17 protein-coding genes are annotated in these 16959 nt (G+C 64.0%); 9 read left to right on the top strand and 8 right to left on the bottom strand.

Annotated elements, in window-relative coordinates; genetic code table 11:
- Positions 1-7: 7 nt before the first annotated feature.
- The 3 genes from XH96_RS18180 to XH96_RS18170 are packed head-to-tail and all read right to left on the bottom strand — an operon-like array spanning position 8 to position 2802.
- Positions 8-1186 (bottom strand): trans-acting enoyl reductase family protein, encoded by a 1179-nt coding sequence (locus XH96_RS18180; protein WP_194393660.1) that lies wholly within the window; start codon positions 1184-1186, stop codon positions 8-10.
- 9 nt (positions 1187-1195) lie between these two features.
- Positions 1196-1978 carry a DUF169 domain-containing protein gene (locus tag XH96_RS18175; RefSeq protein WP_194393659.1) on the bottom strand — a complete coding sequence of 261 codons (783 nt, stop codon included), beginning with the start codon at positions 1976-1978 and terminating at the stop codon, positions 1196-1198.
- Between the two features lie 56 nt (positions 1979-2034).
- On the bottom strand, positions 2035-2802 hold the full coding sequence (locus tag XH96_RS18170) for a YdcF family protein (RefSeq protein ID WP_194394170.1): 768 nt from the start codon (positions 2800-2802) through the stop codon (positions 2035-2037).
- A gap of 168 nt (positions 2803-2970) precedes the next feature.
- On the opposite strand from XH96_RS18170, the gene XH96_RS18165 reads away from it, so the two are divergent.
- From XH96_RS18165 to XH96_RS18155, 3 genes are all read left to right on the top strand, one after another.
- A complete protein-coding gene (locus tag XH96_RS18165) occupies positions 2971-3912 on the top strand; it encodes an acetamidase/formamidase family protein (protein WP_194393658.1) in 942 nt (313 codons plus the stop codon).
- A gap of 199 nt (positions 3913-4111) precedes the next feature.
- Positions 4112-4309: a hypothetical protein gene (locus tag XH96_RS18160; protein ID WP_024341172.1), complete on the top strand. Its 198-nt coding sequence runs from the start codon at positions 4112-4114 to the stop codon at positions 4307-4309.
- A gap of 76 nt (positions 4310-4385) precedes the next feature.
- The gene (locus tag XH96_RS18155) at positions 4386-4865 is read left to right on the top strand and encodes a GcrA family cell cycle regulator (protein WP_194393657.1); all 480 of its coding nucleotides are present in this window, start codon (positions 4386-4388) and stop codon (positions 4863-4865) included.
- A 271-nt stretch (positions 4866-5136) separates the two neighbouring features.
- Here XH96_RS18155 and XH96_RS18150 read toward each other — a convergent pair whose 3' ends face one another.
- A complete protein-coding gene (locus tag XH96_RS18150; RefSeq protein WP_194393656.1) occupies positions 5137-6660 on the bottom strand; it encodes a porin in 1524 nt (507 codons plus the stop codon).
- A gap of 406 nt (positions 6661-7066) precedes the next feature.
- Here XH96_RS18150 and XH96_RS18145 point away from each other — a divergent pair, with 406 nt between their 5' ends.
- Positions 7067-7573, top strand: coding sequence for a MarR family winged helix-turn-helix transcriptional regulator (locus tag XH96_RS18145; RefSeq protein ID WP_194393655.1), 507 nt, complete (start codon positions 7067-7069; stop codon positions 7571-7573).
- A gap of 27 nt (positions 7574-7600) precedes the next feature.
- Here the strand turns inward: XH96_RS18145 and XH96_RS18140 are convergent, their stop codons facing one another.
- Together XH96_RS18140 and XH96_RS18135 are read right to left on the bottom strand one after the other, a co-directional pair.
- Complete coding sequence (locus XH96_RS18140) at positions 7601-8713, bottom strand: S9 family peptidase (protein WP_194393654.1); 1113 nt, start codon at positions 8711-8713, stop codon at positions 7601-7603.
- Positions 8714-8964: 251 nt separating this feature from the next.
- On the bottom strand, positions 8965-9936 hold the full coding sequence (locus tag XH96_RS18135; protein WP_194393653.1) for an SDR family oxidoreductase: 972 nt from the start codon (positions 9934-9936) through the stop codon (positions 8965-8967).
- A gap of 565 nt (positions 9937-10501) precedes the next feature.
- On the opposite strand from XH96_RS18135, the gene XH96_RS18130 reads away from it, so the two are divergent.
- Entirely contained in the window at positions 10502-10741 is a 240-nt protein-coding gene (locus tag XH96_RS18130; protein ID WP_028178804.1) for a hypothetical protein, read from the top strand.
- 127 nt (positions 10742-10868) lie between these two features.
- Here the strand turns inward: XH96_RS18130 and XH96_RS18125 are convergent, their stop codons facing one another.
- A complete protein-coding gene (locus XH96_RS18125) occupies positions 10869-11843 on the bottom strand; it encodes an alpha/beta fold hydrolase (RefSeq protein WP_194393652.1) in 975 nt (324 codons plus the stop codon).
- A gap of 121 nt (positions 11844-11964) precedes the next feature.
- On the opposite strand from XH96_RS18125, the gene XH96_RS18120 reads away from it, so the two are divergent.
- The gene (locus XH96_RS18120) at positions 11965-12588 is read left to right on the top strand and encodes a TetR/AcrR family transcriptional regulator (RefSeq protein ID WP_194393651.1); all 624 of its coding nucleotides are present in this window, start codon (positions 11965-11967) and stop codon (positions 12586-12588) included.
- Between the two features lie 39 nt (positions 12589-12627).
- Here the strand turns inward: XH96_RS18120 and XH96_RS18115 are convergent, their stop codons facing one another.
- Positions 12628-13380 carry a GntR family transcriptional regulator gene (locus XH96_RS18115; protein WP_194393650.1) on the bottom strand — a complete coding sequence of 251 codons (753 nt, stop codon included), beginning with the start codon at positions 13378-13380 and terminating at the stop codon, positions 12628-12630.
- Positions 13381-13504: 124 nt separating this feature from the next.
- Between XH96_RS18115 and XH96_RS18110 the strand changes: the two genes are divergently transcribed.
- The 3 genes from XH96_RS18110 to XH96_RS18100 are packed head-to-tail and all read left to right on the top strand — an operon-like array spanning position 13505 to position 16523.
- A complete protein-coding gene (locus XH96_RS18110) occupies positions 13505-14893 on the top strand; it encodes an MFS transporter (RefSeq protein WP_194393649.1) in 1389 nt (462 codons plus the stop codon).
- Positions 14890-15999, top strand: a complete 1110-nt coding sequence (locus XH96_RS18105; protein WP_194393648.1) for an NAD(P)/FAD-dependent oxidoreductase — start codon at positions 14890-14892, stop codon at positions 15997-15999. The genes XH96_RS18110 and XH96_RS18105 overlap by 4 nt, the downstream gene beginning before the upstream one ends.
- A complete protein-coding gene (locus XH96_RS18100) occupies positions 15996-16523 on the top strand; it encodes a hypothetical protein (RefSeq protein ID WP_194393647.1) in 528 nt (175 codons plus the stop codon). The genes XH96_RS18105 and XH96_RS18100 overlap by 4 nt, the downstream gene beginning before the upstream one ends.
- Positions 16524-16959: the final 436 nt, after the last annotated feature.

Genomic DNA, 16959 nt, shown 5'->3' with positions numbered 1-16959 from the left:
ACTGCGCCTACTTCTCCACCCTGAACGTCAGCCCCGCATTGTCCTGCAGCCGCTTGATCAGTTTGTGCTGCATCGCTGCGCCCGGCGTCCAGAAGCCGCCCGGAACATCCGTCGCATCGCGCAGCAGGCAGATCGCGCATTCGGAGATCATCTTGGAGGTCGAGCCGTAGCCGGGATCGCGGTCGCCGGTGACGCCGGCGCGGACCTGGCGTCCGTCCGGTGCGATCGCGACGTAGAGCAGATCGAACAAGCCGTTCTCGCGCTCTTCCTTCGACGGGCCCTCGCCCGGCTTCGGCGCGTTCGGGCCGGTCTTCTCGGCGTTGACCGCCATCACGCGCTTGGCGTTGGCCTCGCCCTCCTCGCCGGGACCGGTCAGGACCATCTCGTCGTAGACGAAGTCCTTGCCGTAGGGAAAGCCCATCAGCATGTTGGAACGATGGACGTTGCGGGTGTTGATCAGCGCCATCATGAACGGCGCTGCCCAGGATTGCAGGTCCTCCTCGTAAGCCGCCCTGTTGCCCTTGGGCTGCTTCGGGCCGGTGAAACCAGGCGTCAGCGCAAAATGATCGTTGAGAATGGCGACGAGGCTGAGATCCTTGGCGACCGCATCGAAAGTCGCTTTGGCACTCGCCGCGGTGCCGCCTGACAGCGTGCCGCGCATGTCGCGCACACGGCCCTTCACGCGCGCGGCCGGCGCACCGAACACGCGCCTGGCCTCTTCCTGCACGAAGAACGTGCCGAGCTCGAACGGCACGGAGTCGTAGCCGCAGGAGAACACGATGCGCGCGCCGCTCGCCTTGGCCGCCGCCTCGTACTTGTCGATCATCTGCCGCATCCAGACCGGCTCGCCGCAGAGATCGAAATAATCCACGCCCGCAGCGACGCAGGCAGTTAACAGATCCTCGCCATAGAACTGATACGGCCCCACCGTCGTGATCACCGACTTGGTCTGCACCACCATCGCCTTCAGCGACGCCGCATCCGACGCATCCGCCACGATCAACGGCGTATCCGCGGGCGCACCGATCGCGTCGCGCACCGATTTCAGCTTGTCGAGGCTGCGGCCCGCCATCGCCCATTTCAGGGACTTGTCGTCCTTGTAGTGCGCCGTCAGATATTCGGCGACGAGCTGGCCGGTAAAGCCGGTCGCGCCGTAGACGACGATGTCGAATTTCGCAGAGCTCATGGTCGGCCTTTACTTCTTCGCGTAACTCACGCCCATGCCGGCACGGACGTCGCTTTGAATGCCATAGGGCGGGATCGGATAGCGCAGGCCGTTCCTGGCCAGCGCCTTCATGCCTTCGACTGCCTTGGCGAGATGCGACGGCTTCAAGGCCATCAGCATCTCCTCGTCCGGCACGCCGCCATAGCGCCGTTCGGCATAGCATGGCAAGGACAGGCTGGGCTCCCCGGTCTTGAGCGCCCGCCCCCAGGAATCCGCGCATGCGGTCTCGCCGACCACGCCCCATTCGAACTTCCTGTAGCCGGTATATTGCAGCCCGTTGATCAGGATGATCATCTGCCCGGGCGTCGCATAGACCAGGCAGATGTCGGGCGGATCGAGCCGTCCGCTCGCGAGCGGACTGACGGCGAGCGCCTGATATTGCCCGAACGGAACCACATCCAGCGCCTCCTGACGCCTGCGCGCATCCTCTGCGGTACCGTGCCAGACCCCGACATAGTTTTCGCCGGCGAGCCATTTCTCGTCCTGCGGCGCAAGGCCGATCACCGCGCGGCATTGCGCGCCGACGAGGTCGTCGGCGGTGATGCCGACGGTCCATCCGAGGCGCGCGGCCATGCTGACGATCTGATCGGTGGTGTGGATTGCGTTCGGACGCCGGATCTTCGGGATCGCCTCCATCTCCGCGGCCGTTGCGAACAGCTTCATGCCGATCACCGTCGTCTTCAGCCGCAGCAGGCTGTTGAGGTCGGCGACGAGGCCGGCAAGATCGATCCTCTCTGCGCTCTGCTCCTGCATGGCGGTCCCTCCCGGCCGGCGATCGCGCCGTGTGTTGTTGTTTTGCGACCCTCGTTCTAGTCCTTGCCCGGTCCCGGAAGCAACTCGCCGGTCCGGCCCATCAGACGATAGACCACGAGGCCGATCCACTCGCGGACGGCGACTTCGGTTCGGCCCAGCCCGTCCGCTCCGACATTGGTGAAGGAAAACAGATCGTCTCGTCCCCCCATCCGCCAGTCCACGGGGTAGGCCTCGACGTCAAATCCAGCCTTGCGGAAGATCCCCATCGAGCGCGGCATGTGGAAGGCCGACGTGACCAGGAGCCAGCGCTCGCCCGGCTTTGGCGACACCAATTTCTTGGTGAAGATCGCATTCTCCCAGGTGTTGCGGGAGTCGCGTTCGAGGATCAGGCGCTGCTTCGGTATGCCGAGATTCTCCAGGATCGGCGCAGAGTAGTCGGCCTCCTTCGCCTCGGTCGAAACCAGGTTCGCCGAGCCTCCGGTGAAGACGATACGTGCGTTCGGATAGCGCCGCGCGAGCTCGGCCGGCGCGAACAGACGATCGGCCGCGTGCGCGACGACGGGCGTGCGGTGCGCCGCCGACAGATCGGTGTCGACGGACCCGCCGAGCACGATGATGCCGTCGGGCGCGCCGCGCGACGGATCCCACGCCGGAAAGCGCGACTCCAGCGGATAGATCAGGAGATTGCCGAGCGGCGAGAACGCAGCGAGCCCCAGCACCACCAGCGTGATCACCGCGAGCCTGCGGCCGAGCGCGGCAAAGCGCGTCGCCATCAGCACGACGGACAGGATCCCGAGCTCGACCAGAAGATTGATCGGGAGCAGCGCGACGCCGAGGGTCTTGGAAAGAACAAAAAACAGGGGAGCCTCGCTGAAATCATCGTGCCTGTCTGTGCAGGGCTTGACCGGCCCCGCCATCTTCAGAAATCTTCTTGAAAGAGGATCGATCGTTGGGTCAAGCCCGCGGCCGATGAAACCGAGCGGACGCGGCAAATGACCCATCATCACCTGCATTCCAGCCCCGAAACCTGCCATTGGGGCTTCTTCGAAGCCGCGCTTCAGCCTGTCCTCACCATCGCCAGCGGCGACGAGGTGACGGTCGACACCATCAGCGGCGGCCCCGACATGCTGCCCGACCGGGACAAATTTCACATTCCGCCCGAGATGCACGAGGTTCATGCGAAGAACGAGCGCATGCTGCCCGGCCACATCCTCACCGGTCCGGTCGCGGTCGAGGGGGCCGAGCCCGGCGACGTGCTCGCGGTCGAGATCCTCGATGTCCAGCTCCGGCAGGATTGGGGCTGGAACATGATCAAGCCGCTGTCCGGGACCCTGCCCGACGATTTCCACGAGACGCGCATCCTCAACATCCCGCTCGACCGGTCGCGGATGACCGGCCGCATGCCGTGGGGCCTCGACCTGCCTCTCAAGCCGTTCTTCGGCGTGATGGGCGTTTCGCCGCCGCCGGCCTGGGGCCGCATCTCCTCGCTGATCCCGCGCGCGATGGGCGGCAATCTCGACAACAAGGAGCTCGGCGCCGGCGCGACGTTGTATCTGCCGGTGTTCGTTCCAGGCGCGATGTTCTCCTGCGGCGACGGCCATGGCGTGCAGGGCGACGGAGAAGTCTGCGTCACCGCGATCGAGACCGCGCTCCAGGGCCGCTTCCGCCTGACGCTGCGCAAGGACCTCAGGCTCGACTACCCCCGCGCCGAGACGGCGACGCACTACATGACCATGGCCATGGACCCCGACCTCGACCAGTGCGTGGTGCGCGCGCTGCGCGACATGATCGCGCTGCTCGGCGAGACGCGAAACCTGTCGCGCGAGGACGCCTACACGCTGTGCAGCCTGGCCGCCGATCTTCGGGTGACCCAGACCGTCAATGGCGCCAAGGGCATCCATTGCATGATCGAAAAGGCGATCGTGCACGGCTGAGCCGCCCCACCCGTTCCCGGACCTATCGACAGCGAACCGCCGCGCGTCTTCCCGCGGCGCGCCGCGTCGCGTCAAAATTTTTAAGACATTTCAAAGAGATAAGCTGCTGACCGCGGGCCGATTTGACTTCCACCCCCGAACCTAAATAGAGTCTTAATCGTTACTTTTATGTACCCGAGTAAGAGGCTAGCGTTCGGCCATGGCCACCGAAAAAGCCGAGACTGACCGCATTCCCGTTACCTTGGCGCTCTCGACCATCGCCTATCTGGAGAAACTGGTGAGACAGGGCACCCACGGCACCAGCGTTCCCGGCGTCGCACGGACATTGATCGAGGAAGGCATCCGTCTCGCCATCAAGGACGGGCTTCTGTCGATCCGCGACAATGGCAGGACGTGAGCGCGCGCCAGGACGTGATGCGGACGGATCTCGCGACAGCGGATGGCCGACATCTGCAACCTGGGACCGCCGACAAATGCCTGTTCTCTCACCCACCTGGACCGACGAACGAATCGAACTCCTGAAGCAGCACTTCGATGCCGGCCTCTCCTGTCGCGAGATCGCCGCCGACATCGGCGTCAGCCGCAACGCCGTGATCGGCAAGCTGTCGCGGCTCAATCTGACGCGCGGCCGGACCATCGACGACCGCAAGGTCCAGGACAAAGGACTGTCGCCGTCGCGGGGGCGCAAGGCCGTACCGCGGCTGCAATACGAGATGCTCGCCACGATCTATGGCGAGAGCGATGGCCCCGCGGCCGCAGGCCCCATCGACGAGGCCAATCGCTGCTCTCTGCTGGAGCTGTCCGAGAACCGCTGCCGATGGCCGATCTCGACGCCGGGCGAAGACGATTTCTGCTTCTGCGGCAACACGGCTCCGGACGGCCAGCCCTATTGCGCCGGTCACAGCCGCCTCGCCTACCGGCCGAACACGCGCGCTCGCGTGATGCGCGGCTGATGCCGCGCCGTGCTCCAGAAAACAAAAAACCTCCGGCGGGGCATCACCGGAGGTTTCTGGAGGCTTAGCGTGAAGCTAAGAGCCGCAACTTTCGTATTTGGCTGGCCGATATATAGCTTAGTAACTCAGGTAAGTAAATAAGTTTGAGCCGGTCGAATCGCATGGCTCGTCTTCGTCCTCCGCAAAGGCCGATTTTCCGAATGCCCTTCCTTGCGAAAAAGCCCCGGCGGTTTTCCCGCCGGGGCTTCATCAAGTTCGAAACCTTCGGAGCTTACCAGTTGCGCTGGGCGCGCAGCAGGAGGCTGTAGGTGTCCTGGTCCTTCAGCTCGTAGGTCGCAGCCGGCTTGGCGACGCTCGTCAGCGCTGGGGTCGTGATCACGCCCGAATACTTCTGGTCGAGATGGCTGTAGACGAAGTCGGCCGAGAAGGTCAGGTTCTTCACCGGCGTCCAGCGGGTGATGACGCCCACCTGGCCGATGTTGAAGTCCGGATTGCAGGTGCCGGTCAGGGTCGCGAACGCGGCGCTGCCGCAGATCAGGCCCTTCGCTGCGCTGTTGTAGTTGACCGCAGCCCACGCGCCGTAGAGCGCCGTATTCCAGTACGGGCTCCAGTTGTGGGTGTAGGCACCACGGAAGCCGTAGGTCTTGGTCAGCTCGAGCTGGCCGCCCGGGCCGAACACCGCGTCAGAGACGCCGGCGAAGCCGATGCTCTGGTAGGCGGCGTTCGAGCTGCCGAACATCGAGTAGCTGGTCGCGGCCAGCTCCTGGAAGTTGTAGCGGCTCGCGCCTTCGGTGTAGACGCCCGAGACGTTGATCACGTCGCCGGCGCCGGTCGGAATGTTCTTGATCGACAGAGCGAGCTGAACCGCCCAGCCCCACTTGTCTTCGGGATGACCGGTGACTTCGGTCGCACCGTAATAGCCGGTATGGTTGTCGTGCGCAGCGACCGACGCCTGGAACAGGCCCCAGGCCTGGTCGACGCGGACCGCGCCGACGATGTCGGGGGAACGAGTGCCGCCGAAATCGCTCGAACCGTAGGCGCCGCCGAGAACGCCCGTGGTCGTCATGCCCGCGGTGTTCCAGATGTTGGTCTGGAAGATCTGCGTCTGATCCTGCACCGAGAACGTCGCCGTCACGCCCTGGCCGAAATCGGCCGTGTAGCTGATCTGGGGGACGCCGTTGGTGGTGCCGCTGCCGCCGACGAGCTGGTCGAAGTTGTTGCCGGGATAGTTGATCCAGGGCGCGTCGAACTGCGACACCGACTTGCCCAGGGTGAAGCCGGCGAACTGGATGAAGGCGTAGTAGACGCCGAGCGAACCGCCCGAGATGCCGCCGTCAGTCGGGTTGAGGTTGGACGTGCCGGCCGTCGTGGCACTGTAGGCGGTCGCGCCCGTGCCAGAGCCAGTGCCGACATAGTTGCCGGTCGTCCAGGTGAAGACCGCGTCGAAATAGGTGCGGACGACGCCGTACTCGGTCGCGGTGCGCGTGTCGATGTTGAGATCCTCACGAGCGCGCATCGAGTAGTAGTTGGTCAGGCGGTTGTTGGCCGCGAACACGCCGTTGTACTGGGCACTGTAGTTGCCGCCGGCGTTGAGCGCCACTTCGGCGCGCAGGTAGCCGCCCAGCTTGATGCAGGTGTCGCTGCCCGGGATGTAGTAGAAGCCCGCGCCGTACAGCGAGCAGATCTTGACGTACTCGACCGCCTTGGCCTTGACCGGAAGATCGGCCGCCTGGGCTCCACCGACGGCGATCAGACCCGCCGCAGTGCCGAGCAAAAGGCTCTTCACCACTTTCATTTAAAACCTCCAAGTTGCTCATTTTGCGGAGACCGGACCGTGAGGCCCCCCAGATCCCCGTCTCTCTCAAATCCGCTCGGCCGCTTTGCGCTTTCGGACACACCCGCTTTCGAGGCGAGGGACGTGAGCGAACCACCTGTAACGGGACGATCGAGTACCCCCCACCGTCGCGATCAATATGCCTGCGCTGTTCCGCTAATCAAAATAGTTTATTAGCTAATGTTACTGGTTTCACTAAACCTGTGCCCCGGCCGCAACACCCGGGCCGGGCAAATCTGCTGAGCTGGTCATCTTTGTGGTTTTGGTGACAAAATTACACTGCTCTGCACTTGCGTCAGAGCAGGCTTGCGTGGACTATGACATTCCACGAACACTGATCTGAACAACCGGTTCACGGAGTGACGCTGTGTCCGCGACGAGGAAAGAGGGGGCGCGCCTGCGCACCATCGGCAACCTGGATATCATCAGGCGATTCACCTGGGAGATATCGTCGATCAACCTGTATCTCGAGGAGCTGCGTCAGTTCTGGGCGAGGACGCTCGGCATCAGCGGGCCGCAATGGCTGATCCTGATGGCCATCTCCGACCTCGACAAGGACGACGGCATCCCGGTCAACGTCGTGTCCAAGCTCCTCCACGTCGATCCGTCCTTCGTCACCACCCAGTCCAAGCTGCTCGAAAAGAAGGGCCTGTTGCGCCGCCGCCCCTCGCCGACCGACGCCAGGGTGGTCCGGCTGTCCCTGACCGACAAGACGCAGAAGCACCTGACGAGCCTCAACGAGCAGTACAAGACCATCAGGGAATTCGTCTTCCAGGAATTCGACGAGGCCGAACTCACCGAATTCACCACCAAGCTCGCGACGCTGAAGAGCCGTCTCGAAAAGGCCTGCGTCCGCCTCAGCCTGGACTTCTGACGCCCGGCCCGATCCGGGCCACCGCCGCTAGATGCGCGCGGCGGCACTGAGCTGCGATTCGAGCCAGTCGAAGATGTACTCGTTGGCAAGGCTGGGATTGTCCGCATGGCCCTGTGCCGCGCCGGTCTCGGCCGCAGTGAACACCTTCAGCATGACGTCCGAACCGCCGAGCCTGGAGTTCCGGACGATCTGACGCGCCCGATCGGCCTTGAGCCAACCGTCCTCGCCGAGCGTGATCAGCACCGGGCACTCGGCGCTGGAGGCCATGAGCGGCGCATGCGGCACCGGGACGATGCTGACGTCGCTCATCGCGAATCGGCTGGCGAAGAAGGCCCGCTCGTGCAGGTCCCACAGGCCGCCGTCGCAGACGGCGGCGGCAAGCCGCGGCTCCTGCAACACCGCGCGCGAAACGAAGGACGAGCCCCAGCCATCGGCGATGATGCCGATGCGCGCGAAGTCGACGTCACCGCGCGTCTCCAGATAGTCCATGACGCCAGGGATCGCGCTCTCGAGATCCCGGCGCCGCAACAGCGCGTCGAGAAAATCGTCGCGCTGGTCGCCGAAGAGGTCGATGGCCAGCATCGAGAAACCGCGCTCGCGCGCATGCGGCACGAGCTTGATCAGGAACTCTTCCTTGCGGTGACCGGGCTCGCCGATGCAGATCACCGTCGGAGCCCGCCCGCCGGCTGACGGCGCAGGAACGAAGTAGCCCTGCAGCGGATGCCCGCCGAGCCAGGGTATCGTCACGACCTCGCCGGCCGGGCTGCGCGCGGCGAGGTAGCGCCGGGCGCAATCCTGCATCGCCAGCACCGCGACCCAGCGGCGCTCATCCGCCAGATCGAGCGGCATCGCCGCGGCACCATAGTAGTTCATCGCGCGCAGCCAATTGCGCTGCGCGCTCGCCCTGTGGCCCTCCGCGAACGCAGCCTCGGCGCGCTGCCGATTGGTTTGCGCCAGCTTCTTCCACTCGCGATGCCAGGACCGGTCGTCGCCCCGCTTCAACTGTCGCGCGATCATGAGGCATTCCGCGATCGTGGCGCCGCCCTCCTGGGCCGCAGTGAGCAGCCGCGTGAACTCAGCGGAAATGTCCTCTCGTTCCGGGCAAAGGGTCCAGTCGTCGGAGAGGCATGCTGGTATCATCTGGAGCTACGCTCGATCGTCGCGTTACCCCCATCAATTAAACGATTTCAGTCCGCCAACCAAGCGGCCGTGCGCCCGATGAGAGGCGTTTCAGATCACCATCGCTTGAACATCGTCATGTCGCATGCGTGACATACCGACAGGTCATGGAGCGGGCGAACATTGGCAAGAGGTGGCACGCACGATTTGCCCTGCACATCTCTTGCCATGATGATCATCATGCTTACATTCGCACCCGCTCGGAGACCCTCTCAACCAAGCCGCCAGCCCACCTCCTGCACGAGACTTTCGTAGAAGGCACGGTCGTAAGCCTGCTCCGGCGTGGCGCGCACGCGCTCGTCGAGACGTTTTGCGTCCTCGCCGACGAGGATGCGCCAGCGCTCCGCCTTGACGCCGTCGAGAATGATCTTCGCCGCCTGCGCGGCCGTCGTCGGCGCATCCTCCAGAAAGCTGCGAGCGCGCTCGGCGAACACCGCCTGGATGTCCTCGTCCGACATCTTGTCCGCATCCGGCACGCCGGCCGCCACCATGCGCTTGCGGGTCAGCGCCACCTCGTCGGCATTGAGCCGTTCCGAACCGTCCGCGCTCTGCACCTTGCGCGAATTGGAGACGATCGAGGTGCCGATGTGACCGGGCATCACCACCGAGCATTTGACGTGTGGCGCGTGCAGGCGGAGGTCGTTGATCAGCGCTTCGGTGAATCCCTTCACCGCGAACTTGGCCGAGCTGTAGGCGGTGTGCGCCTGGTTCATGCCGATCGAGGCCCAGAAGCCGTTGACGCTCGCGGTGTTGACGATGTGGGCCTCGTCCGCGGCAACCAGCATCGGCAGGAACGTGCGCACGCCGAGATAGACGCCGCCCCAGCAGATGTTGAAGGTGCGCTCCCACTGCTCGCGCGTGTTGGTGAACAGGCTGCCGCCGCCGCCGATGCCTGCATTGTTGAACAGCAGATGGATCTTGTCCGTCTTCTGCTGCTCGGCGATCTCGTCGCGAAAACGCTTCAGATGATCCTCGATCGCGACGTCGGCGACATGCGTCGTGACGCGCAGGCCCTGCGGCAGCTTCTCGGTCTCGCAAAGCCGCCTGGTCTCGGCCATCGCGGCCTCCGAGACGTCGCACATGGCGACGTTGCAGCCTTCGGCGACGAGCTGCCGCGCGAGCTCGCGCCCCATTCCCGTGCCGCCGCCGGTGATGACCGCGATCTTTCCAGCAAACTCTTTCATGGGACTTCGGTCCCTCCCCTTGTCGGTATGTTTCTTCGTCACAGCGCCGCTCAGCGGGCCGCGTGCAAAACTGTAGCAGCGCCGCATCCGCAAAAGAAAGCGGATCGGAGATGCAATCTTCGGCGTTATTTCGGCGCGCGGATTATCGTCCGCTTCAGGTCGGTCGCCACGCCGTCCAGACACGGAGGCAGCAGCGCCCGCGGCACATCCTTCGAGACGCCCGCCATTGGCGGGCCCTCAGGATGAGGACCAGAGTGCGTTGCGCTAGTTTGACGAGCGTCGCTGCCGCTGAACGTGATCCTGAGGAGACCGCGAAGCGAAGGACGAGGCGCTCGCTCGTTGCCCGAAGCACAACACCCGCGGCGGCGCCGCGGCCGAGCATAGTCTCCGGTTCCCGTATTTGGCCGGCTTCGGGTTAAGGGCAGATTTTTTACAATCCGAATCGCCAGATGGAGGTGGACGCTGGGTCGAGTCGGCAAGGCCAGCGTGTCGTTTGCGTGCAACAGGCTCTGGCACTCCGCTTGCATCCTTGTCGTGGTCAGAAACAACCGATGAGGTGACAGGAATGTTCGTGACCGTCGTTGCCGTACTTTGCCGGCTTGGCGCAGCCAGTTCAGGCAGTTGCGTCGAGGAAATCGTGACCGACAGCAACATGACGCCCGAGATTTCGATGATGCAGTGCGCCGTCGGCGCACAGGCACCGCTCGCGAAATGGATGGGCGAGCATCCGATCTATCACGCCAATTGGCGCCTCGAGCGCTACAAATGCGTGCCGGGTCACTACGAGATCAAGGGCCACGCCTGACGGCCCCGCAAAACTACTGATCAAAGACTACCAATACGAGGAAACGCCCAGGGCGCCTTTTCCCTGTGCGGCTTGCAGCGCCAGCCCCATTGCGGCCGCGCTCTGTGACAACGGTCACACCTTTCCTTCAAGCCACAGCACGCAAGATGATCGCACGCGCCCGCCGCCCTTCAGGTGTCGGCATCAGCGCGAAGTTGTGCGGCTGCTCGCGCAAAAGATGCAGCTCGACCGGCGCGCCCACCGCCCTCGCCTTTTCGGCGAGATCGACGCTGTCGGGATAGAGAAGATCGCGCGTGCCGGCGAAGATCGTCATCGGCGCGAGCGCGCGGAAGGCGCCGTTGAGCGGGCTGACGAAGGGATGGCCGATATCGAGCTCGCCGGCATAGAGCCGCCCCGCCTCGACGATCCCCGGAATGTCCTGGATCGGATCGCGTGCGGCGATCGCCACCTGCTCCGGACGGCTGACCGAGGCATCGGCCGCGGGCGAGATCAGCACCATCCGGCTCGGCTGCGGATGGCCGTGATCGCGCAGCCACTGACACGCAGCGAGCGCGAGCCCCGCGCCGGCCGAATTCCCTACGACCGTGACCTTCGCAGTGCCGGCGTCCTCCAGCAGCATCCTGAGCAGTTCAGCCGTCGCCGGCACCACGTCCTTCGCGGTCGCGCGCGGCGCCAGCGGATAGATCGGCACGACGCAACACACGCGCGCCTTGCGCGTCATCTCGCCGATGAAGCGCCAATGCGCCGGCACGATCTCGTTGATGTAGCCGCCGCCATGCAGGAACATGACGTAGTTGCAGCCTTCATGACCTGACGCCGGCGCGGTGTAGTACACCGGCCATCCGCCCATCTTGGTCAGCGTCACCTCGACGCCGCGGCCGAGTCCCGTCGGCTCGAACGATGCCGGCTGCAATGCGAGCTTCTGCACGTGTGCCTGCACGGCTTCTGCTGATGCGAGCTGCTGCTTGTACGGGAGGCGTCGCAGCAAGAGGTTGAAGGCGCGGCTTTGCAGGCTCGGTGAGGGATCGCGCCGTGCCGGCGGGCCGGACACGCAGCCACCAGGACAAAACTGCAAGGCCGACACGATCCTGGCAACGCTCATGGCCACATCCCCATCTGGCGCGTTCGCGACGGCGACAAGGAGGCTTGCCGACCCGCCAATATGTTCCGCTATAATGCGAGCATTCACTCGCTTTTCCTACTCGCATTCAGATCACAAGGCCGTGGCCCGCAAACCGCCCACAAAACCCCGCAAAAATGCCTCGCAGGCGCGATCCCGCGCCACCGTGGACGCGCTGGTCGAGGCGACTGCTCGCGTTCTGGTCCGCGAAGGTTTTGAGAAAGCCAGCACCAACCGCATCGCCGAAATCGCCGGCGTCAGCGTCGGCTCGCTCTACCAGTATTTTCCGAGCAAGGAGGCCCTCGTCGCCGCCGTGATCGACCGCCACAACGAGGAGATCATGGGCCTGGTCCGCACCGCGCTAATCGAAGTCGCCGACCTGCCGATCGACAAGGCGGTGCGAAAACTCGTCACCGTCGCCATCGAAGCCCACCGCATCAACCCGAAACTCCACCGCGTCCTCGCCGAGCAGATCCCCCGCACCGGCCAGCTTAGGGATGTCGAAGCGTACAACCGCGAGATCCACGCTCTCGTGCGCGCCTATCTCGAGAGCCGCCGCAAGGAGATGCGTAAAGTGGACCTCGATGTGGCGACCCTTATCTGCGTCAGCACGATCGAAGCGGTGGCGCACAACACCGTGCTGAACGGCGCCGAGATGCTATCGGAGAAGATTGTGAAGGTGCTGGTGGACGAGACGACGCGGTTGGTGGTGGGGTATTTGAAGTAGGCGCAGTGGCCGAAGGATTGCCGGCTGGCGGCCGCACCATCATTGCTTCAACATCGTGATCGGATGATCGAGTGCGATATCCAGCGAATTGCTCACCCCTCTCGTGAGAACATCCTGAATGCGTTGCCGGCCGAGATCGGCGTGAGAACGTCCCAGGGCATCCGCCTTGTCGGCATCCCTGTCCCTGATCGCCGCGACCATGGCGATGTGCTCCGTCAGGATCGTGTTCATGTGCTTCTGATACGCAGCCTTCGACGCGAAATGCTCTACGTTGTAGGCCAGATAGGCGATGCGTAGCGCGAGCGTGAGGAGGTGGAGGTAGTTGCGCTCGATCAGCTTGTTGCCGCAGGCGGCGGCGATCAGCGCATGAAACCGCCAATTGCTCTCGTTCATCTCCTCCGCGCGGCCCGCCGCCTCATGCTGTTCGAATGCAATCCGCTCGGCATCGATCTCGGCAAGCTGGGCATCGGTCCGGCGTAGCGCCGCCCACCTCGTGACGAGTCGCTGGGTGATATCGAGTGCCTCGAACATCTCGCGAAGGTCATCCCAGTTGAGACTTGCAACGCTGGCGCCGCGGTTCGGCAGCAGCACCACCAGCGATTCCGACGCGAGCCTGACGAGCGCTTCGTGCACAGGGGTTCGCGACAGCCCGAGCCTCGCAGCGAGGGCCGCCTCATCAAGCGGCGAGCCCGGTCGCAGAGTGAGCGAAACGATCTCGCGCCGGAGCGCCGTGTAGGCGAACTCGACGCCTTTCCCTTTGCCCGGCGGCGGAGGTGGTCTGCTGGCCATCATGAAATATCTTGCCTTGGTTTATTCATCGTGCATAAACTGTGCATGCACGGCCAATCCTATCACAGGTGCGTGCGATGCGAGGGCGACTGCCGGGCCGTTTTCGCGCAAGCAAAGGATCTCGTCCATGAGCATCACTGCCCAAGGGCTCGTTGCCCGAATCGACCGGCTACCTCCATCCCGTTTCCACATTCAAGTCCTTATTATTGCTGGCCTTTCACTGTTCTTCGATACGCTGGACACGGCCGTCACCGGCTTTGCCTTCGCAGCTTTTCGGACCGAATGGAACCTCGGCCCGCTCGCGCTCGGCGTCACCTCGGCGATCGGGCTGAGCGGCTACCTGCTCGGTTCCGTCCTCGTCGGCTTCGTCGCCGACCGGTTCGGCCGCAAGGCCGTCATGACCTGGAGCCTCGGCCTCTACTCGCTGTTCTCGGCCTCCCGCGCGCTGGCCCCCGGCATCGAGGTCTTTTGCCTGCTGAACTTCTTCACGTGGATCTTTGTGGGGATGGAGAGCTGCGTGGTGCCGCCTTATCTGGCGGAGCTGTGGCCCTCGCGGCTTCGCGGCCGCTTCAACGGCTGGATGATGGCGTTCTTCGCGATCGGCATCGCCCTGTCCCCCGTTTGGGCCCTCCTCCTCATCCCGACAGTCGGCTGGCGCTGGACGCTCGCGCTCACCTTCCCGTTTGCGCTCCTGATCGGCCTGATGCGGACCTTCCTTCCCGAGAGCCCGCGATGGCTGGTGAGCCAGGGCCGCACCGAGGAAGCCGAGCGAATCGTCGCATCCATCGAAGCGCAGGTGGCCCGGTCGAACGGTGGCACTCTGCCACCGATCGTTCCGATCCCGGCGCCCGTCACCCGTCCGGTCAGCAGGCGCGAGATTGTCGCCCCCGCCATCCTGCCTGTCACCATCATGCTCTGGCTTGTCTGGTTCACCGAGTACGGCGTTCTCTATACCTTCCAATCCGTGCTTCCGACGTTGCTCGCCATGGATGGTTTCTCCATCGTGCGATCGACCGAGTTCACCGTGGTGATCTTCTCGGGCTTCATCCCCGGCTATATCGGCGCGGGCTACTTCCTCGATCTCGTCGGCCGGAAATACTGGCTGATGATCTGCTTCGCCGGGATCGGGATCTCCAGCACGCTGTTTGGCCTTGCGAATACGCCCGTCACGATCATGGCCTGTGCATGGTTCACCGCCTTCTTCCTCGGCAACGGTTCGACCTGCATCTACACCTACACGCCCGAGCTCTATCCGACCGAGATTCGGACGACGGCGATGGGAATGGCCTCGGCCTGGGGACGCGTCGGTGGCATCCTCCTGCTGCTTGCGTTCGGAATCTTCGCCGTGCTGCACGGACGGCTCGCGCTCTTCCTGGTGAGCGACGGCCTGCTGATCGTCAGCATCATCGTGGTGGCGCTGGTTGGCCCCAATACGAAAGGCAAGACGCTCGAGGCGACGTCGGCGGCGCGCGACGTTGCAGCGCGGCCAAACGCCGTTGAGGCACCGGCCGAATGACGCGGACAGCAGCGATTGCCGGGGCCGGCTACGCCGGCCTCGCAGCGGCGGCCGTGCTCGCGCGCGCGGGATGGCGCGTCTCCGTGTACGAGGCCGATCCCGAGCCAAGAAGCGTCGGCGCCGGTCTCTATGTGCACGGTTTCGTCCATGACGCCCTTCGCAAGACCGGCGCCTACGACGATTTCATGCGTGGGGCATTCAAACCTGCCGCGCATTGCGTCTACATCGACGGCGCGCGGCAATCGAATGCGTCCACGGAAGGAAACATCGTCACCACGACCCGGGCGCTGCTTCATGTTGCACTGATCGATGCGGCAAGGCGCGCCGGCGTCAGCATCGTCGGCGGATCGCGGGCTGTTGCCGCTGACCCGAGCGGCGTCCTGATCCTCGCAGACGGCACGCGGCTCGAAGCCGATCTGGTCGTTGCCGCCGACGGCGTGCGATCGACCATCGCGAAAGCGCTGGACATTCCGATCACGCGCGTCGCGCACCAGGACGGCATCACGCGGATCCTTCTCGATCGCGACGGGCTGCGTGACGACAAATGGAGCAGCATTCACGACTACTATGATTACCGGGGACGTCCGTTGCGGGTGCTCTACACGCCGTGTGGCCCGGATGCCTTCTATTTCTGCCTGATGGCGCCCATCACCGATCTCGAGGCGACGTCCGTTCCGATCGCCGGCGCGCTTTGGACCGCGCGATTTCCGGATCTCGCACCGACATTGCAGCGGGTCGGCAATGCCGGCCGTCACGACCGCTACGCAACGACGACGCTCTCGACCTGGTCGACGGGACGTGCAGCGATCGTCGGCGATGCGGCACATGCGATGCCATCGAGCCTGGGGCAAGGCGCCGGCGTCAGCATCGTCAACGCCGTCGCGCTCGCGGAGACCGTTGCGCACGCCGGCGACATCGAAGCCGCGCTCGGCACCTGGGAAGCTGCGATGCGTCCGATGGTCGAGGGCTGGCAGCGCCGGGTCGAAGATGTCGCAAGCCAACGCAGCCTTAGTCGCGCCGTTCGCCCGTCCGAGCAGCGGCTCGTCGAGCTCTCGTCCGAGGATTCGGATCGCAAACACGCAAGACAAGAAGGGACCAACGCATGACGCTCGTTCCAAGCGCATCCTGGTACACTGATATCATCGCCGCCGTGGACCAGCAGCAGGCCGGCATCAAGGATCATCTCGGCCGACCCTGGGCGCAGCATTTTGAGCGCGTGGCGCTCCGTCTCATCTTCCGCAAGCCGGACGCGACCCGCGCCCATATCGAAGCTGCCCTCCTGCACGACGCGATGATGGAGCGCGGCGGCGGACGCAAGATGCTCGATGCTCTCGGGGTCAGCCGGGAAGCCCGCGAGATCATCGAGATCCAGACCCCGCCTCCGAACGCGGATTACTACCGCCGCTTCCAGGATGTCGGCCCCGCCGAATGCGCGATCTATCTCGACTACATCCGCAATCTCTGCGCCTCCGGCAATCAGCCCGCGATCCAGATGAAGCTCGCCGACATCACCGATACCATCGAAGCCTGCCGTACTGGGCGAACGCCCCTGCTGATCGATCAGTTCATCAATCGCTACGAGCCGAGCCGGAAGCTGCTCGAGCAAGCGTTGGGATCGGAGCTGGGTTAGCGGGGTGATGCGGCTGGCAGGATGACATCATGCCACTGTTTTGCCCGACGCGTCCAATCGATTCGGAAAAACATTAATCGTCAATGACTTCGCTACTGTGCATGGGGTTGTTTTCGAAATTCTTGCCGTAGTCGGTCACCGAAGTGTCCGGCATGCGCTGATCACGCGCACGCCTAACCGGCGGGAGGAAACTCCACGCCGACGATCAATCCACCCGACAGATGATTTGAGAAAAATGGTCGGAGCGAGAGGATTTGAACCTCCGACCCCTAGTCTCCCAGACGAAGGCGATACCATAACGAAGCGTAACGAGACTGAACGATCAAGTAAGCTGTAAACACTTTATTGAACTAGATAATTTTGATTTGTCGTGGCATGTTACGAACGCGGGGTAACAGCCACTAACGGGGATGGGACGTTACCCTCCAGCACCTTG

The organism is Bradyrhizobium sp. CCBAU 51765 (assembly GCF_015291725.1).
GTDB classification, from domain to species: Bacteria; Pseudomonadota; Alphaproteobacteria; order Rhizobiales; family Xanthobacteraceae; genus Bradyrhizobium; species Bradyrhizobium liaoningense.
This window is presented reverse-complemented; position numbering and strand designations above follow the sequence as displayed.

Excerpts from the sequence above, each read along its gene's own strand:
- XH96_RS18180 (WP_194393660.1), bottom strand. The coding sequence starts at position 1,186 with ATGAGCTCTGCGAAATTCGACATCGTCGTCTACGGCGCGACCGGCTTT.
- XH96_RS18175 (WP_194393659.1), bottom strand. The coding sequence starts at position 1,978 with ATGCAGGAGCAGAGCGCAGAGAGGATCGATCTTGCCGGCCTCGTCGCC.
- XH96_RS18165 (WP_194393658.1), top strand. The coding sequence starts at position 2,971 with ATGACCCATCATCACCTGCATTCCAGCCCCGAAACCTGCCATTGGGGC.
- XH96_RS18160 (WP_024341172.1), top strand. The coding sequence starts at position 4,112 with ATGGCCACCGAAAAAGCCGAGACTGACCGCATTCCCGTTACCTTGGCG.
- XH96_RS18155 (WP_194393657.1), top strand. The coding sequence starts at position 4,386 with ATGCCTGTTCTCTCACCCACCTGGACCGACGAACGAATCGAACTCCTG.
- XH96_RS18150 (WP_194393656.1), bottom strand. The coding sequence starts at position 6,660 with ATGAAAGTGGTGAAGAGCCTTTTGCTCGGCACTGCGGCGGGTCTGATC.
- XH96_RS18140 (WP_194393654.1), bottom strand. The coding sequence starts at position 8,713 with ATGATACCAGCATGCCTCTCCGACGACTGGACCCTTTGCCCGGAACGA.
- XH96_RS18135 (WP_194393653.1), bottom strand. The coding sequence starts at position 9,936 with ATGAAAGAGTTTGCTGGAAAGATCGCGGTCATCACCGGCGGCGGCACG.
- XH96_RS18130 (WP_028178804.1), top strand. The coding sequence starts at position 10,502 with ATGTTCGTGACCGTCGTTGCCGTACTTTGCCGGCTTGGCGCAGCCAGT.
- XH96_RS18125 (WP_194393652.1), bottom strand. The coding sequence starts at position 11,843 with ATGAGCGTTGCCAGGATCGTGTCGGCCTTGCAGTTTTGTCCTGGTGGC.
- XH96_RS18115 (WP_194393650.1), bottom strand. The coding sequence starts at position 13,380 with ATGATGGCCAGCAGACCACCTCCGCCGCCGGGCAAAGGGAAAGGCGTC.
- XH96_RS18110 (WP_194393649.1), top strand. The coding sequence starts at position 13,505 with ATGAGCATCACTGCCCAAGGGCTCGTTGCCCGAATCGACCGGCTACCT.
- XH96_RS18105 (WP_194393648.1), top strand. The coding sequence starts at position 14,890 with ATGACGCGGACAGCAGCGATTGCCGGGGCCGGCTACGCCGGCCTCGCA.
- XH96_RS18100 (WP_194393647.1), top strand. The coding sequence starts at position 15,996 with ATGACGCTCGTTCCAAGCGCATCCTGGTACACTGATATCATCGCCGCC.